At 46.5% G+C, this 17000-nt stretch carries 11 protein-coding genes and 4 pseudogenes; all 15 read left to right on the forward strand.

Features of this window, described 5'->3' with window-relative positions; genetic code table 11:
* Positions 1-42 precede the first annotated feature (42 nt).
* The 15 genes and pseudogenes from RE628_RS10680 (at position 43) to asnS (ending at position 16988) form a co-directional block, all read left to right on the forward strand.
* On the forward strand, positions 43-1263 hold the full coding sequence (locus RE628_RS10680; protein WP_309158670.1) for a CCA tRNA nucleotidyltransferase: 1221 nt from the start codon (positions 43-45) through the stop codon (positions 1261-1263).
* Positions 1253-2223: pseudogene (locus RE628_RS10685) on the forward strand (biotin--[acetyl-CoA-carboxylase] ligase). Before RE628_RS10680 ends, RE628_RS10685 begins: the two are co-directional and overlap by 11 nt.
* Before the next feature lie 429 nt (positions 2224-2652).
* A pseudogene (panB, locus tag RE628_RS10690) lies at positions 2653-3521 on the forward strand (3-methyl-2-oxobutanoate hydroxymethyltransferase).
* Positions 3518-4432 carry a pantoate--beta-alanine ligase gene (gene panC, locus RE628_RS10695; RefSeq protein WP_309158671.1) on the forward strand — a complete coding sequence of 305 codons (915 nt, stop codon included), beginning with the start codon at positions 3518-3520 and terminating at the stop codon, positions 4430-4432. Before panB ends, panC begins: the two are co-directional and overlap by 4 nt.
* Positions 4425-4808, forward strand: a complete 384-nt coding sequence (panD, locus tag RE628_RS10700; RefSeq protein ID WP_309158672.1) for an aspartate 1-decarboxylase — start codon at positions 4425-4427, stop codon at positions 4806-4808. The genes panC and panD overlap by 8 nt, the downstream gene beginning before the upstream one ends.
* Before the next feature lie 159 nt (positions 4809-4967).
* Positions 4968-5597, forward strand: coding sequence for a tetratricopeptide repeat protein (locus RE628_RS10705; RefSeq protein ID WP_309158674.1), 630 nt, complete (start codon positions 4968-4970; stop codon positions 5595-5597).
* Positions 5598-5796: 199 nt separating this feature from the next.
* Positions 5797-8658: an ATP-dependent DNA helicase DinG gene (dinG, locus tag RE628_RS10710; RefSeq protein ID WP_309158675.1), complete on the forward strand. Its 2862-nt coding sequence runs from the start codon at positions 5797-5799 to the stop codon at positions 8656-8658.
* Positions 8659-8691: 33 nt separating this feature from the next.
* Positions 8692-9342, forward strand: a complete 651-nt coding sequence (locus tag RE628_RS10715) for a redox-sensing transcriptional repressor Rex (protein ID WP_309158677.1) — start codon at positions 8692-8694, stop codon at positions 9340-9342.
* A complete protein-coding gene (locus RE628_RS10720; RefSeq protein ID WP_309158679.1) occupies positions 9332-10630 on the forward strand; it encodes an amidohydrolase in 1299 nt (432 codons plus the stop codon). Before RE628_RS10715 ends, RE628_RS10720 begins: the two co-directional genes overlap by 11 nt.
* A 39-nt stretch (positions 10631-10669) precedes the next feature.
* On the forward strand, positions 10670-11155 hold the full coding sequence (locus RE628_RS10725; RefSeq protein ID WP_309158680.1) for a cell wall elongation regulator TseB-like domain-containing protein: 486 nt from the start codon (positions 10670-10672) through the stop codon (positions 11153-11155).
* A 273-nt stretch (positions 11156-11428) separates the two neighbouring features.
* Positions 11429-11962 carry a hypothetical protein gene (locus RE628_RS10730; RefSeq protein WP_309158681.1) on the forward strand — a complete coding sequence of 178 codons (534 nt, stop codon included), beginning with the start codon at positions 11429-11431 and terminating at the stop codon, positions 11960-11962.
* Positions 11955-13453: pseudogene (locus tag RE628_RS10735) on the forward strand (AAA family ATPase); the annotation flags it as partial. The gene RE628_RS10730 and the pseudogene RE628_RS10735, both read left to right, overlap by 8 nt.
* A 139-nt stretch (positions 13454-13592) precedes the next feature.
* Entirely contained in the window at positions 13593-14465 is an 873-nt protein-coding gene (locus RE628_RS10740; RefSeq protein WP_309158683.1) for a 3-hydroxyacyl-CoA dehydrogenase family protein, read from the forward strand.
* Complete coding sequence (locus RE628_RS10745; protein WP_309158684.1) at positions 14462-15667, forward strand: acetate/propionate family kinase; 1206 nt, start codon at positions 14462-14464, stop codon at positions 15665-15667. Before RE628_RS10740 ends, RE628_RS10745 begins: the two co-directional genes overlap by 4 nt.
* 26 nt (positions 15668-15693) lie before the next feature.
* A pseudogene (asnS, locus tag RE628_RS10750) lies at positions 15694-16988 on the forward strand (asparagine--tRNA ligase).
* The last annotated feature ends 12 nt before the right edge of the window (positions 16989-17000 follow it).

The raw sequence follows: 17000 nt of genomic DNA on the forward strand, positions 1-17000 counted from the left end.
ACTATGAAGCTTATTTGTCGGGGATGTGTGCGAGATGAAATTATGGGCCGAGAGGTCCATGATATGGATATCGCTACCTCGGCTAGACCTGAGCAGGTTATTGCTCTTTTTGATCGTACTGTTCCTACGGGGATTCAACATGGAACAGTGATGGTACTCATGGGCGAATATTCGTTCGAAGTGACGACATTTCGTAAAGAATCGGATTATGAGGATCATCGCAGGCCATCTCGGGTTGAATTTGTCGATGCGATTATAGAAGATTTACAGCGTCGTGATTTTACGATGAATGCGATGGCGCTCGGTATGGACGGACGACTGATCGATCCGTTCGCTGGACGAGGGGACATCGCTGCCGGTTTGATTCGCTGTGTCGGACAGGCAGGGGAACGCTTTGAAGAGGATGCCTTACGGATGATGAGGGCAATCCGGTTTGCTTCCGTCTTTGGTTTTAGACCGGTGAAGAGCTTGTGGAGAGCTCTATTATCCGGGAAGAAGATGCTATCCTTCATTGCCATGGAACGAATTCGGGCGGAACTTGAACGAGTTATTGAAGGGCCCCGCCCACTGCGTGGACTTGCCCTGATTCAGCGTAGCGGTATGATCGATGAGGTGAAATATCCCGTCTCTTATCCTGGACCGCTGCGAGAAAACTATTTAAGAACAATGGAGCATCCGTTAGTAACTGGTCTAGTGAAGCGTCTATATTTGCTGCTGAGAGGGCTGAATATTAGCGCAGATCAAGCCGATAGTTTGATGCGTCAGTGGACGTTCTCCAATTCGCTTGTGGAGCGGACTATTAAACTGATTAGATTCGATGAGCAGTGGATGACCCATATAACCTCCCTTCCTATAGAAGATCGTAAGGAAGAACAGAATTTGCGACGCGCCTGGATCTCCTTAGAGCTTGCTTGTGGCCGGGAGACGGTAACTGATTGGCTTGGATGTCATCAAGCGCTGCTACAAGAGCTCACTCAAGCCAACTCTCCCGTTCCCGTATGGGAGCAGTTGGCTGAGTGGGGCTTCTTGAACAGTCTCCTCAATCAAGCCGAGGCGTGGCATGAGGGGCTAACGGTATATGAACTGCGGGATCTAGCTATAGCTGGCAGTGATGTAATAGAGTGTACCGGCAAGAAGGGAGGACCATGGCTCGGGCAGCTAATGAAGCAATTGCTGGAGTCCGTAGCTATGGGCGATTTGATCAACGACCGTGAAGCGTTGTTGGAGCATGCGAAGGACGTGGTGAATCGAGATGGAATCTAATCATTTATTGCAGATGCTACTGGATAATCCCGGTCAGTATATCTCAGGCGAAGAATTAAGTCGGCGGCTGTCGATCAGTAGGACGGCGGTCTGGAAGCAGATTAATAAGCTTCGACAGGATGGCTATGAATTTGAGGCGGTTTCACGTAAGGGTTATAGACTGATTCATTCACCAGAACGAATCCATCGAGAAGATTTGCTATCGAGACTACAGACCACAACATTCGGCCGTCAGATCCTCGTTCAGGAAGTTGTTAAGTCGACTCAAGATGAAGTCAGGACATTGGCCGAGCAAGGTGCAACTGAGGGAACATTAATGATTGCTGAAGAGCAGACGGTGGGACGTGGTAGGCAAGGACGGAAATGGCACTCTCCACCCGGCAAAGGGATTTGGATGAGCATGCTACTGAGGCCGCGCCAACCGATCGCCTTTGCAGCTCAGCTTACACTGTTGACAGCGGTGGCAGTCTGTCGTGCCCTGCGCAAGGTAAGCGGGGTTGATGTCGGCATCAAGTGGCCTAATGATCTGCTCATTCAGGGCCGGAAGCTATGTGGATTCTGGTTGAATCGATTAGTGAGGACGAGCTGATCAAATATTGCATCGTTGGCATTGGCATTGATGTGAATCTGCTGCTGGAGGATATTCCTGAAGAGCTTCGCTCCGTTGCGACCTCGCTTCGGATCGAGAGCGACTGCAAGCAAGATCGGGTGCAGCTGATTGCAGAAATAATGTACGAGCTGGAGCAACTGTACAATCTATACAATGAAGAGGGCTTTGCTCCGATCGGTAACCTATGGGAAGCCTTATCCGTAACGATAGGACGTCAGGTACAGATCAAAACACCGCAGGGAGAGAGCAGCGGGATTGCAACTGGCCTGGATCCGTCAGGCGCCTTATTGATTTCCGATCAGCAGGGGCAGGAACGGACGATTTACTCCGGCGAAATCCAGCTGGGTTGAACTATGAACAACAGCGATCGGAAGAACATTTCACACGGCTGCTTTCATCCGTACAATCATTAGTTCAACTTACATAGTTGATCCAACCCCTTTATTGATAAAAATAAATTTGTTATACTGTTCGCAGGAGGCGGTATCGAGATATCGAACTGCACTCTTGTCGAGCGGTATTGCATGACGATTTAGCAGATTTAAGTATTCATCAAGGAATAGCTTGTTACACAAGCTATAGACGCGTATAGCTACAAGTAAATATAACGTCAAGTAGTATGCGTTGGATTCTGCTCAGAGCCGAAGAGGACCGAGACAGAAGGGACGATCGAAAGTGACTCTTCTTTGGATTCGGACCTTTTTAGTGCGTAACTAAAAGGTTTTTTTGTTGTGTTCGAGATACCGCATCGAAAACGACACGTAAGAGGAGACATGATTATGGCTGGAAAACAAATGTTAAACATTGTGAAAATGAAACGGATGAAGCAGGATGGCGACCCGATCTCCATGATTACAGCTTATGATTATCCATCGGCTACACTTGCCGAAGAGGCTGGGTCGATATTATTCTAGTTGGAGACTCACTTGGAAATGTCGTGCTGGGCTATGATACGACGATACCTGTCACACTGGATGATATGGTCTATCATTCCCGGTCGGTAGCCAGAGGCGCCAAGAATACGTTCATCGTGACTGACATGCCGTTTATGACATATCACGGAAGCATCGACGAGACGCTACGAGGAGTAAGCCGGATTATGCAAGAAGGGCATGCCCAAGCCGTCAAGATGGAAGGTGGAGCGGAGATCGCTGATACCGTGAAGAGAATTGTTCAGTCCGGAGTTCCGGTACTGGGCCATATCGGACTTACACCGCAATCTGTCAATCAAATTGGCGGCTACCGGATTCAAGGCAAGGATGAAGCCGATGCGAAGCGGCTGCTTGAGGACGCCAGAGCATTGGAACAAGCAGGTGCATTTGGCATCGTGCTGGAGCTTGTGACAGAAGAGGTAGCAGCCTATATCTCATCTGAGCTGAGTATTCCTACCATTGGAATTGGTGCTGGTCGTGGATGTGACGGGCAGGTGCTTGTATATCATGATGTACTTAAATATACTTCGAATTACCGCAATAAAAGGTTCGTTAAGACCTATGGAGATATAGGGGAGCAAATTCGCAGCGGTATCTCTGCTTATGTGCAAGAGGTTAAGGCTAAGCAGTTCCCTGCTGAGGAGCATGTATTTGCCGCCGAAGATGGAGTTCTGGATAATCTGTATGGTAAAGGAAAGGCGGAAACTCATTCATGAAAGTATTTACTACGACATCTGAGCTAAAAGAATTTCTGAAATCCGGGCGTATCGCCGCTATGAAGGAAGGCAAGGAACTGCAGGTTGGACTGGTTCCTACAATGGGATATTTGCATGAGGGCCATGCCAGTTTGTTGAGAAAAGCAAGAGCACAGAATGATCTGGTTGTACTGAGCATTTTCGTCAATCCGATTCAATTCGGACCAAATGAAGATTTGGACCGTTATCCGCGAGATGCGGAACGTGATTTGGCATTGGCAGAACACGAAGGTGTTGATGCCGTATTTATGCCAAGTGTAGAAGAAATGTACCCACAGCCAATTAAGACGAAAGTAGCTGTAGAAGAGCTAACCTCGAAGTTATGCGGAGCTTCCCGTCCTGGTCATTTTGATGGAGTAACTACAGTGGTCAGCAAGCTATTTCATATCGTTGCACCAAACCGAGCTTATTTCGGTCAAAAGGACGCTCAGCAGGTTGCTGTTGTCGCACAAATGGTCAAAGATCTTAATTTCGATCTAGAAATAATTCCTTGCCCGATCGTTCGTGAGAACGATGGCCTGGCTCTGAGCTCGCGAAATGTATACCTAAGTGCTGAGGAACGCCAAGCGGCGCTGATTCTGTCACGTAGCTTGAAGCAGTTGGAAGCAGATGTATATGGCGGTAAAGAGGTAACGGTTCTGGAAGCACGCCAACAGCTTACTCAGAAGATTGAGAGCGAACCATTGGCAGAGATCGATTATGTGGAGATAGCCGCTTTTCCAAGCTTAACCGCGCTTCAGCTGACAAATTCCTTCAACAGTGAGCTGGAGGTATTTGGAGCGATTCTAGTCGCTGTGGCCGTTAAATTTGGTACGACAAGACTGATTGATAATGTATTGTTAACAGGAAAGGGGGAGGCTATCCATGTATAGAACAATGATGAAATCCAAAATTCACCGTGCAACAGTTACAGAGGCAAATCTGAATTATATTGGGAGTATCACGATCGATGAAGATTTGATGGAAACTGCCGACCTTCTAGAGAATGAGAAGGTGCAAATCGTCAACAACAATAATGGAGCGAGGCTGGAGACATATGTAATTCCTGGTCCTAGAGGTAGCGGTGTGATTTGTCTGAATGGAGCAGCAGCACGTTTGGTACAGCCTGGGGATACAGTCATCATTATCTCATACGCTCAAATGTCTAATGAAGAGATCAGAAACTACAAGCCGACAGTCGTGTTTGTCGGAGAAGATAATAAACCAGTCGAGATGGCTTCCAAGGAGTTACATTCGACCATTCGTTAATGTCAAAGGGCGACCCCAGAGGCAGCGCTCAGCGAAGGTTCCACAGTTGGGTTATGCAATTAATGCCTGCGGGAATGAAAAGTCCCCCGAAACAAAAAATGAACTTAAGGCTCGCACTGATTGCTCGCACTGATTTCATTTTTAAGGGGTGGGATGCGGATGATTTTTCAACATATGTTTGCGGAAATGAATGAGATGTTGGATGAGATATCTAAATTTTATCCGATTGCCCAAGGAACGCAGAAGCAGGAGCTCACGCAAAAATGGAACCTTCTTAAGCACATGAGTGACGAAATTATTGAAGAATGGCTGAGCTTTGAAGAGAAGATGGGAGCGGTCAGGCAAAATTGGAGTGAGGCTGAAGCCGTCGATTATGTACTTCCTGAGATGAAATGTGATGCCTATGAGAAAGGGGAAGGTTACTATAAGCTCCTGATGTTCTCAAAAGCACTCGAACAGTTCCAGCTCGTTGTGCATGATTACCCGGATAGTCCTGTTGGCCGGACTTATTTAGCGATGTGTCATCTACATTTGCAGCAATTATCCGAAGCTTCCTCTCACTTCATCGCTGTGCTGGATAAGGCGACCAGCAATAGGCTTCGTTCCATTATTTACAATGCGCTGGGCTGTATCGAAGCCCAGAATGGGAAACGTCTGCGAGCGAAGGAATACTTCGCATTAGCCCATCGAAGCGACCCAACGCTACCTGAACCTCTGATGAATCTGCAGGCCTGTGACAACAGTTCAGGGAAGCTGAAATTTGGAGATGAACTGTCTCCATTAATGTAACGAACAGAATGAATCGAGCCGAGCTAAACAGCGACTTAACTGCAAGCGATGCACTCGTCATATGCCGGGGCATCGCTTTGTTCTTTTTTTAAAAATGCGTGTTCAAAGGCAACTTCTTAAAATGTTAGTTAATTTTCAAATTGGCTATATTCTGTTATGCTGTTTATGAGACTGGATTGAAGGGACTTAGGAACGAGAAATGAAATACGCGGTACTTGATTTTGAAACTACAGGCAATCAATCCTCTGATGAGATTATTCAGGCAGGACTTGCCATTATAGATCATGATTTGACAATTTCACAAGTTTATCGCTCTTATGTAAACCCGGGAATCCCTATTCCTCCATTTATAACAGGGTTGACCGGAATTACTGAAGAGGATGTCAAAGATGCGCCTGGATTGGACGAGGTCATGATGGAGATGGTTCCATTACTCGATGATGCAGTTCTGGTAGGACATAATGTAGCTTTTGACTTCAATTATTTACAGAGCGCTCTCGATAAGACGGGATACATGCCCTTTTCTGGACGCATTCTCGATACGATGGACTTTCTGAAAATATTCTTTCCTTCGCTGTCCACTTATCAGCTCGGATTGGTGTCACAGGAATTCAATGTGCAGCATGATCGGCCCCATCAGGCAGATAGCGATGCTCTAGCCACGGCTCTGATCTTCCTTAAGTGTCTGGAAGAGATAGAGCAGTTGCCTTTGCTTACGCTTCAGAGGCTGTCAGATCTGTTCAACAATGAAGACAGTGATCTGGCCTGGTTCTTTGATGCAATGCTACAAGAGAAGCAGCAGAAGGAATTTGGTGTTAACCCGGATGGGTTCACATACTACCGACAATTTGCCCTCCAGGTCAATGACTGGATGGATATTGAACCAGCCCGGGATCATATGCTCGTAAATCCACTGAAGGACGTATCCTTTGAACAGTTCATGGAGCAGGTCCGAGAACAGTTACAGCTGAAGCTGCCTGAATATGAAGAACGCGAAGCCCAGACCATGATGCTGGAACAAGTGATGCAGGTTTTTGATGAAGATAAGCATCTCTTGATTGAAGCTGGTACGGGTACCGGGAAGTCGCTTGGATATCTTCTTCCTGCGATCTACCATAGCGTGAAGCAGGATGAAAAGGTTATGATCAGCACCCATACGATTAATTTGCAGGAGCAGCTAAGGGAACGGGATCTTCCGCTTTTGACGGAGGTAGTTCCATTTCCGTTTCAGGCCGCAATTTTCAAGGGAAGGCAACATTATTTGTGTTTGCGCAAATTTGAACATAAAATAAATAGAAGAGATTTCACAACCCCAAAAGAAGAGGTGATGACGGCCGCACAAATGATCGTGTGGCTCGCTCAGACGGAAACCGGGGATGATGAAGAGCTTAATCTTGGAAATCGCGGCGGTGATTTCTGGGAGACGGTGGCCAGTGAATCTGAGTCCTGCCTTGGGCGCTCTTGCCCTTGGTTCCGGAAATGCTTCTACCATCGTGCTAAGCATGAAGCGGGCGTAGCCGATGTTGTTATAACGAATCATTCTAAGCTATTCACCGATATACAGGCTGGACATCAGCTTCTGCCGAGCTATGATCGTTTGGTCATCGACGAGGCTCATCATCTTGAGGATGTTGCTGGCAAGCATCTCGGCTTGCAACTCAAATATTTTACAGTTGTTCATACGCTAACCCGATTGTTCAAGGATAGCAAGACAGGGCAGCTTCCCTCCTTGCACTCCATGCTTCAGCAAGCGGGAACGGAAGCAGCAATGAAATGGATAACAGTCATTGACGGGATGTATCCATCGCTGATCGAAGTGAAGGAGACTTGGGACAAGCTGAGCGAATTGTTATTCGCATTGATACCTGAGCGTTCTGATGCGGCTCCTGGAGATCCGGGACAGTTCGTAACTAGACTTCTGCCGGATAAGAAGCCCAAGGCCTGGGATGCGCTAACTACATTAGAGAACTCGATATATATTACCTTAGGGGACATCCTCCGCAAAGGGGAGCGGATGGTGGCCGAAATCCGCGAGGAACAGGATGATTATGGTTCAGAGAGCCTGATTACAGACATCAGTGGACTACTTAAAGATTTGGCCAATGAACGTGAGACGCTTCGCTTCTTCATGAAGCTGGAAGATGAGAATACGGTATATTGGCTCGAGGCTAATGGGAACTACCGCAATCGTTCATTGCAAATCTTTGCGGTGCCGATTGATGTTAGTGCTCAATTAAAGGCATATTTCTTCGATAAGAAGAAAAGTGTAGTCATGACTTCGGCTACATTGACAGTTGATAAATCATTCGAATATGTGATTGAGCAGCTTGGTTTGCAGGAAGCAGCTAATGAGGACAGATTGATGTCTGCGATGCTACCTTCTCCGTTTAATTACAGGGAGCAGGCGTTAGTACTCATACCGCGGGATTTTCCAAGCGTTAAGGGTAGTGTTGGCGATGATTATTTTGTACAGACCCTGGTACGGTCTTTGGCGGACTCAGCAATTGCTACCAAGGGTAGGATGCTTGTTCTATTCACCTCCTATCGAATGCTGCGCCAAGTGTATGATCCGTTAAAAGAGCTTTTATCTGATGAAGGCATAACTGTTATTGGACAGGGAATGGATAGCGGCAGCCGAACGAAGCTGACCCGCCGTTTTCAAGGTCAGCAAGCCTCGGTGCTGCTCGGGACTAGCAGTTTCTGGGAAGGAGTAGATATTCCTGGCGAAGCTTTAACGAGCCTTGCAATTGTTCGCCTTCCGTTCCAGCCGCCGAATCATCCGCTTGTCGAAGCCAAGAGCGAGCGGCTGCAGAGAGAAGAAGAACCCCTTCATGAAGTTGTCGGTGCCTCAGGCAGTAATTCGCTTCAAGCAAGGGTTCGGCGTTTAGTGCGTTCATCCGCGGATCGTGGAATTGTCATTGTCTATGATACTCGCATTCTAGAATCTTATTATGGCAAGTACTTTCTTTATTCTTTGCCGGGACCGAAAATGGAACATATGACACTTTCTCAGATGGTTCCACGGATCTCAGAATGGCTAAACGATGATGAAGAGTCGTAATATCTTAAAATTGCACCTGTAGGGGGAAATAATATGAAATCAGAAAAAATTTCAGATGCGGTTGTACGCAGATTGCCTGTATACTTGCGTTTTCTTAACGAATTAAGCCATCGTGAGGTCTTAACGGTTTCTTCCCAGGAGCTCGGACAAAAGCTGGATTTAAATCCAGCTCAAATCCGTAAGGACCTCGCATATTTCGGTGATTTTGGCCGTAAGGGGATTGGGTATGACGTCTCATACTTGATCGAGAAAATACGGCAAATTCTGAATTTGGACCAGCAGATTAATGTGGCACTTGTCGGTGCAGGTAATCTGGGACAAGCCTTGTCCAATTATAATACTTATGTGAAGGATAATATGCGGATTATTGCAGTCTTTGACGCATCTCCAAATAAGATCGGTAAGAAGGTCAATGATATTACGATCCAACCGATCGAGGAATTGGAGCAGACGGTAAGAGACAAACATATTCAAATTGGAATTATTACAGTACCTGATGTGGAAGCGCAGCGCGTTGCCGATCAGCTTGTTGCTGCTGGAATCGGAGCGATTCTGAACTTTGCGCCTACGATTATCAAGGTTCCATCTGACGTGCGGATCCATGCGGCAGATTTCACAACAGATCTAATTAGTCTTGCTTATTATTTGCAAAGTGGAAAGGAATTACCGAAAGATGAGTCGTAAATGGTTGATTCAAAATGGTACGTTTGCAGTGCTGGATGAGAAGAATCCGATCGTCCATGGTTATATGTTGATCGAAGGAGATACAATCTCTTATATCGGCGAGGAGCGTCCAGAAGGCGTAGAAGGAGCAGAGACCTATGATGGTAAAGGCCAGCTCTTTATGCCGGGCCTCGTCAATTCACACGGACATACAGCGATGTCATTACTGCGTGGGTACGGTGATGATATGGTACTGCAGGAATGGCTTGAGCAGAAAATGTGGCCGATGGAGGCAAAGTTTACTCCAGAGGATGTATTTTGGGGTTCATCTTTGTCCGTCTTGGAGATGGTCAAGGGTGGTACTACAACCTTCCTAGACATGTATGATCATATGGATCAAGTGGGCAAAGTTGTGGAGACCGCTGGAATCCGCGGCGTTCTGACACGCGGTGTTATTGGTCTCTGCCCGCCTGAAGTACAGGAACAGAAGCTGGCCGAAGCGATTCGCATTTCACGTGATTGGCACGGTAAGGCGGATGGACGGATAACAACAATGATGTCGCCGCATGCTCCGTACACATGTCCGCCAGATTATATTGAGAAGTTTGTGCAAGCAGCGCATGATCTCGATTTGCCATTACACACACATATGTCTGAGACAAAAGCCGAGGTTCAGCAAAATGTGGACCAATATGGCGTTCGTCCAGTTCAACATCTACTTAATCTGGGCTTCTTCTCTCGTCCTTCCCTTGTTGCTCATGCGGTACATCTGACTGATGAAGAGATTGAGATTCTTGCTGCTCATAAGGTAGCTATCTCTCATAACCCAGGAAGCAACCTTAAGCTTGCCAGCGGGGTAGCACGAGTACCGGAGTTGCTGAAAGCTGGAGTAACGGTGTCGCTTGGTACCGATGGTCCTGCAAGCAATAACAATCTCGACATGTTTGAAGAGATCAGGCTAGCCGCACTTATTCATAAAGGGGTATCCGGTGATCCGACAGCTGTTCCTGCGCTTGAAGCACTTCGTATGGGGACGGAGTATGGGGCGAAATCGCTCTACTTGGAGAATACAGGTAAATTGGCTGCAGGTATGAAGGCTGATATGATCGCCGTAAATACGGATCAAGCTCACTTCCTGCCGCGGACGGATTATATCTCTCATATCGTCTATTCAGCAGGTCCAAAGGACGTAGAGCATGTATGGGTCGACGGTAAGCAGATTGTCCGCCATGGTGAATGTCTAACGTTGGACGAAGAGCGCATTCGCTATGAGGCGCAAGCGTCCTTTGAGGGCCTTCTCGGCCGTTAAGGTGAGAATTAGAACTCTAATTGGGAAGGAAAGAGAAGGTTGAAGAATAGAACCAAATGGATTCTGCTCTCCATTGTGATCCTGCTGATCGTCTTCTTTGGCCTTTACCGCTTCTATTTGTATATACAAGAGGATATTTGGCAGGGAGAGAATGCTGCAGTAACGCTGGCTAGACAAGAGACCGGACTTGTTGAATCGGAAAAGGTATGGAAGTCGGTCTGGGATGATGTGTGCTGGGTCGTTCTAGGTAAAAATGCGGACGGTGTAGAGATCATGGTCTGGATGGCGGAAGGGAAAGCCGCAGTGGAGAAACCGCTGTCTGAAGGGGTCTCCGAGCAGCAAATTCGTAAAATTATACAAGATCAGTTACCTGGAATCAATATTGTTAGATTGACGCCGGGTATTTATAACAATCAATATGTTTGGCAATTGTTCTATAAAGATAAATCTCATCATTATTACCGTTTCTTCAGCTTTAGCAATGGTGAGCCATTATCGGAAGTGTTCACATTGCCGAATCGTTAGAGATTGATTCAGATAACAAGCTTTGTTCATGAGATGAGCGCTTAATCGCAGCATTAATATGCGAATAAGCGCGATGATTCTCATTCGAACAAGGCTTGTTTTTTGCATAAAGATGAGTATATCCAAGGATGGAAACTTTTAAATGTCTAAAAATTAAAATAGTGTTCACACTTCGGTTTCTTCTTTTGTATAAGATATGATATACTTAATCCAGTTGTTTTGATAGATAAAAGTATATACTATTAATATATCAATATTAAAGGGGGACATCTCGTGAAACTGCGAATTGGAACGATCGCTGCTAGTGTTGCGGTTTCTGCACTGCTACTGTTTGGCGGCTGGTATGCTTATCAACATTGGGTGGTAGAGAGCCCGTTCGAGAAGACAGTGAAGCAATTTGACGGTGTAAATAGCGTCGAATCTGATATAAACAAAAAGCAAGTCGATTTGAAGCTAGATCTGAAACCCGGTACTAACCTTGGTGAACTGGTTAAGTATATTAAAGAGGATGGCAAGAAGTGGGTTGGTCAGCGGGAGTTGTCGTTTGAGATCAAGGATCAATCAAATAGTGATTTGAACAGAGCATGGAACAAGGTCCTGTTCCCGATTGCCCAGGCGATGGAGAATAAGCAGTATACGAATATTACTACTGCGCTTGATCAACTGCAGCAACAAAATGAATCTATTACTGCCAAGGCTGAAATGGATGAGAAGAATGTGTATATTACTCTAACAGATGGTAAAGCCAGTAAATTTATAATTCTACCTCGCGTTCCAGAACGAATGGGGGCATGGCCTAATGCGTAAGAGAATAGCAGAGATTTCTATTGGTGTAGTGCCTGTACTGCTCATTTTTCTAGCTTATATCGGTGTAAATATATTGCCGGTGGTATTCATAAGTCTCCTAATAGGCGGATTATTCATGCTTGCCAAGATGCGTGGTGGCATTGCAATAGGTGCAACACAGGACCGCAAACGAAGAAAGAACGGGCCAGCGAAGCTGACGTTCGCGGAGATCGGAGGTCAGGAGAGTGCCAAGCAAGAGCTCATCGAGGCGCTGGATTTCATGGTCCGTTATGAGGAAATTACGAAATTTGGCATCCGACCGATCAAAGGTATCCTACTGACAGGGCCGCCGGGAACCGGGAAGACGCTATTGGCCAAAGCCGCTGCCCAATATACGAATTCTGTATTCGTGGCCGCTTCAGGCAGCGAATTTGTAGAAATGTACGTTGGTGTCGGTGCGAGCCGCATCCGCGATTTATTCAAGGAAGCAAGAACCCGAGCTGCGAAGGAGAATAAAGAAAGTGCCGTTATCTTCATCGATGAGATCGATGTGATTGGCGGCAAGCGTGAGGGTGGACAACAGCGTGAATATGATCAGACGCTAAATCAGTTGTTGACGGAGATGGATGGGATCTATACTTCGGATACGCCTCGTATTTTGTTAGTCGCGGCGACCAACCGTAAGGAGATGCTCGACAATGCCCTGGTGCGTCCGGGCCGATTTGATCGTCATATTCAAGTTGATCTTCCCGACAAAGAGGTCGGATTCATATTCTGCAGCTCCATGCTCAAAATAAACCAATAGCTGAGCATGTGGATCTGGAGAAGGTGGCCGAGGAGACATTTGGATTCTCCGGTGCACAGCTGGAGAGCGTGATGAACGAAGCAGCAATCTATGCGATGCGTGATTCTGAAGAATTGATCACACAGCTTCATCTGTCCTTGGCGATCGATAAGGTCATGCTCGGAGAGAAGACAGACCGCGAATCGACGGTGGATGAGAAGCGGCGGGTTGCTGTGCATGAGCTTGGTCATGCTGTTGCTGCCGAGATTGTCTCGCCAGGTAGCGTGAACCAGGTCGTCTTAAGTCCGCGTGGACGGGCGCTTGGCTATGTTCGTCACAACCCGCAGGATGAGAAATATTTATATACCAAGGAGTATCTTGAAGGACAGATTATCGTCGCACTAGCAGGAGCGGCGGCGGAGGAAATTTACTATGGAGGACGAAGCACCGGATCAAGCAATGACTTCGAGCAAGCCTTGAACATCGTTCAGACGATGATGACATCTGGTCTTACTTCTTTAGGAATTATGAATATGGATATGATGACGAAGGAAGTGTTGATGAGAGAGAATTCCAGAATACTGGATGAGCTTGCTGCCAAGTCGAAGCAAATCTTAATCGATCATTCGGCGATATTCGACCAATCACTGGATATCCTTTTAAAGGAAGAAAGACTATCCGGCGAACAATTCCAATGTCAATTTAGTGAAATCAGTCTTTTACCTGGCATAAAACATGATGCCGGTTATTTTTTTTTACTTTTTCTTCGTGCTAAGATATTATTATATGTTGGGTATAAAAAGATGTATTATTCGACATTTGGGTACAATATTACGTAAGAAGATGAAAGGATGGAGCGAGAGAACCATGAATTTCAAAAAGATAGGTGTCATTGGTGGCGGCACGATGGGGCAAGGTATTGCCGAGATGCTCGCAGCTAAAGGACTTGATGTACTGCTTGTTGAAGAAACGACTGACAAACTGAACCATGCATATAGCATGATTGAGACGAGCCTTGATAAGCAACTCGAGAAATGGGCGATTACAAAGGCCGAGAAGAAGTTGATCTTATCCAAAATTCATAAAGTGACTCATTTTGCCGAACTCGGTACCTGTGATATGGTCATCGAGACCATTTCGGAGGATTTGGATGCCAAGAAACAGGTATTCAAGCAATTGGATCAAGTATGCCCAAGCAACATTATTCTGGCTAGCAATACTTCCACGCTCAGCTTGACTGAAATTGCCGGCTCTACCAAATATCCGGAGCGCGTTATTGGTATGCACTTTATTTATCCAGTAGCTAAAATTAACCTTGTTGAAATCATTCGTGGATTGAGAACTTCGGACTCAACCTTCGAGGAAACGAAAGGCTTCGTGGAAGAAGTTGTAGATAAGCACGGGATTATGGTCTATGAATCCCCAGGCTTTGTGACTTCTCGTATCATTTGCTTGATGATTAATGAGGCGCTGCATGTACTTGGCGAAGGCGTTGCTACTGCTGAGGATATCGATGATGCAATGCGCATCGGTTATCAATTCCAATATGGACCGCTGGAAATGGCTGACCGCTTCGGTCTTGATTCGGTACTTGCCGCTCTGGAACGCATGTTCCGTGAATTCGGCGAATTGAAATATCGCCCTTCCTTCGTGTTGAAGAAAATGGTTCGCGCCGGATCACTTGGTGTGAAGACTGGTGAAGGATTTTTCAAATACGATAAGGATGGTGACCGGGTGTGAAATTGCTCGTAATTAATGCAGGAAGCTCATCATTGAAATATCAATTATATGATATGACCGATGAATCAGTATTAGCTAAAGGCCTGGTTGAACGGATTGGTATGGATTCTTCGATCCTAAATCATAAGCCAACTGGCAAAGAGGAAGTTACTGAAGTAAGTGAAATTCTCGAGCATACGACGGCTATCCGCAAGGTGCTTGATAAATTGACTGATAAAGAGCATGGCGTACTGAACTCTGTTGAAGAGATTCAAGCGGTTGGACATCGCGTTGTTCATGGCGGGGAAGCGTTTAAAGGTTCTGCGCTCGTTACAAGCGAGGTTAAATCGGAAATTCGTCGTCTGTTCGACCTGGCTCCGCTCCACAATCCGCCAGCTATTCTGGGGATCAATGCAGCGGAGAAAAATATGCCTGGCGTACCTCAGGTTGTTGCTTTTGATACTGCCTTCCATCAGACAATGGACGAGAAGGTATATTTGTACCCGATCCCGAAAGTATTATATAAGAAGCACCGGGTTCGTCGTTATGGCGCCCACGGTACATCTCATGACTATGTGAGCAAGGTAGCGGCAGAGTATTTGAACCGTCCGCTCGAAGATCTGAAGATCATCACTTGCCATATCGGCAACGGCGCTAGCTTAACAGCTGTCAAAGACGGTAAGTCTATGGACACTTCTATGGGCTTGACTCCACTTGAAGGCCTCATGATGGGAACTCGCAGTGGCGATCTCGATCCAGCTGTTGTTACGTTTGTTATGAACAAAGAAGAGCTCTCGATTAGCGAAGTTAACTCGATGCTGAACAAGCATAGTGGTCTGCTTGCGATTTCGGGAAATAGTAGCGATATGCGCGATGTTACAGATGGAATGGCTGAGGGTGAGCCAAATGCAACATTGGCGTTTGAAATGTATGAATACCGTCTGCGCAAGTATATCGGGTCTTATGCAGCTGCGATGAACGGCGTTGATGTAATTGTATTTACAGCAGGTGTAGGGGAGAACTCTGTCATTGTAAGAGAGAAGGTTTGTGAGAACCTGACTTACCTTGGTGTTGAGATTGATCCAGAATTGAACAAGGTACGTTCCGGTGATCCTCGCCGTATTTCTACACCGAATTCCAAGGTAGAAGTATTGGTTATCCCAACCAATGAGGAATTGATGATTGCGCGCGATACGTACCGTATCGTTCAAGAGAATAACTAGTAGTAATTAAGAGGAGAGATAAGGACATGGCGAACAAAAGCGTTATTCGTCAAGTGGGCGAGCATGTCGGCGAGACTGTCGTCATTGGCAGCTGGCTCAACAACAAGCGTTCCAGCGGCAAAATTCAGTTCTTGCAGCTTCGCGACGGTACCGGATATATCCAAGGCGTTGTCGTAAAGAGCGAAGTTAGCGAAGAGGTATGGGATAAGGCGAAGAGTCTGACCCAGGAATCCTCAATGTATGTGACCGGTGTGATCCGCGAGGAGCCTCGTAGCCAATCCGGCTATGAAATGACGGTTACTGACATTGAAATTATTCATTTGACAGAAGATTACCCGATTACGCCGAAGGAGCATGGGGTAGACTTCCTGATGGATCATCGTCATTTGTGGCTGCGCAGTCCTAAGCAACGGGCGGTTATGGTTGTCCGTGCTGAGATTATCCGTGCGATTCAGGAGTTCTTCAATACGAACGGATTTACAAAAATGGACCCTCCAATTTTGACTCCAACCTCAGCGGAAGGAACAACCAATCTGTTCCATACGAAATATTTCGATGAGGATGCTTATCTGACACAGAGTGGTCAGCTCTATATGGAAGCTGCAGCGATGGCGCTTGGCAAAGTATATTCCTTCGGGCCGACATTCCGGCTGAAAAATCGAAAACTCGTCGCCACTTGATCGAGTTCTGGATGATTGAACCAGAGATGGCGTTCACGGATCATGAAGAGAGTCTCGTTGTGCAAGAGAACTTCGTTACCCATGTCGTGCAGTCCGTATTGAAGAACTGCCGTGCAGAACTGGAGACGCTAGGCCGTGACATCTCCAAGCTGGAGAATATCAAGGCACCGTTCCCTCGTATTTCGTATGATGATGCGATCGAATACTTGCATACGCAAGGCTTTGATATTCCATGGGGTGAGGATTTCGGAGCGCCACACGAGACCTCAATCGCGGAACGCTATGATAAACCGGTGTTCATTACGAACTATCCGGCAGGCATCAAAGCGTTCTATATGAAGCCTGATCCTAACCGGCCTGAAGTTGTATTGTGTGCTGATATGATCGCACCTGAAGGCTATGGCGAGATTATCGGTGGATCGCAGCGGATCGATGATCCTGAATTGATGGAAGAACGCTTCAAGGAGCATAATCTGTCTCAGGAAACTTATCAATGGTATTTGGATTTGCGTAAATATGGCTCTGTACCGCATTCCGGCTTCGGCCTTGGCTTGGAACGTACGGTTTCCTGGATTTGCGGACTCGAGCATGTCCGTGAGACGATTCCATTCCCGCGGATGCTGTACCGCTTATATCCATAAGCAGGGTGGTTA

Origin of the sequence: Paenibacillus sp. D2_2, assembly GCF_031199965.1 — a bacterium.
Lineage (GTDB): Bacteria > Bacillota > Bacilli > Paenibacillales > Paenibacillaceae > Fontibacillus.

Excerpts from the sequence above, each read along its gene's own strand:
- RE628_RS10740 (WP_309158683.1), top strand. The coding sequence starts at position 13,593 with ATGAATTTCAAAAAGATAGGTGTCATTGGTGGCGGCACGATGGGGCAA.
- panC (WP_309158671.1), top strand. The coding sequence starts at position 3,518 with ATGAAAGTATTTACTACGACATCTGAGCTAAAAGAATTTCTGAAATCC.
- RE628_RS10720 (WP_309158679.1), top strand. The coding sequence starts at position 9,332 with ATGAGTCGTAAATGGTTGATTCAAAATGGTACGTTTGCAGTGCTGGAT.
- RE628_RS10715 (WP_309158677.1), top strand. The coding sequence starts at position 8,692 with ATGAAATCAGAAAAAATTTCAGATGCGGTTGTACGCAGATTGCCTGTA.
- dinG (WP_309158675.1), top strand. The coding sequence starts at position 5,797 with ATGAAATACGCGGTACTTGATTTTGAAACTACAGGCAATCAATCCTCT.
- RE628_RS10680 (WP_309158670.1), top strand. The coding sequence starts at position 43 with ATGGGCCGAGAGGTCCATGATATGGATATCGCTACCTCGGCTAGACCT.
- panD (WP_309158672.1), top strand. The coding sequence starts at position 4,425 with ATGTATAGAACAATGATGAAATCCAAAATTCACCGTGCAACAGTTACA.
- RE628_RS10705 (WP_309158674.1), top strand. The coding sequence starts at position 4,968 with ATGATTTTTCAACATATGTTTGCGGAAATGAATGAGATGTTGGATGAG.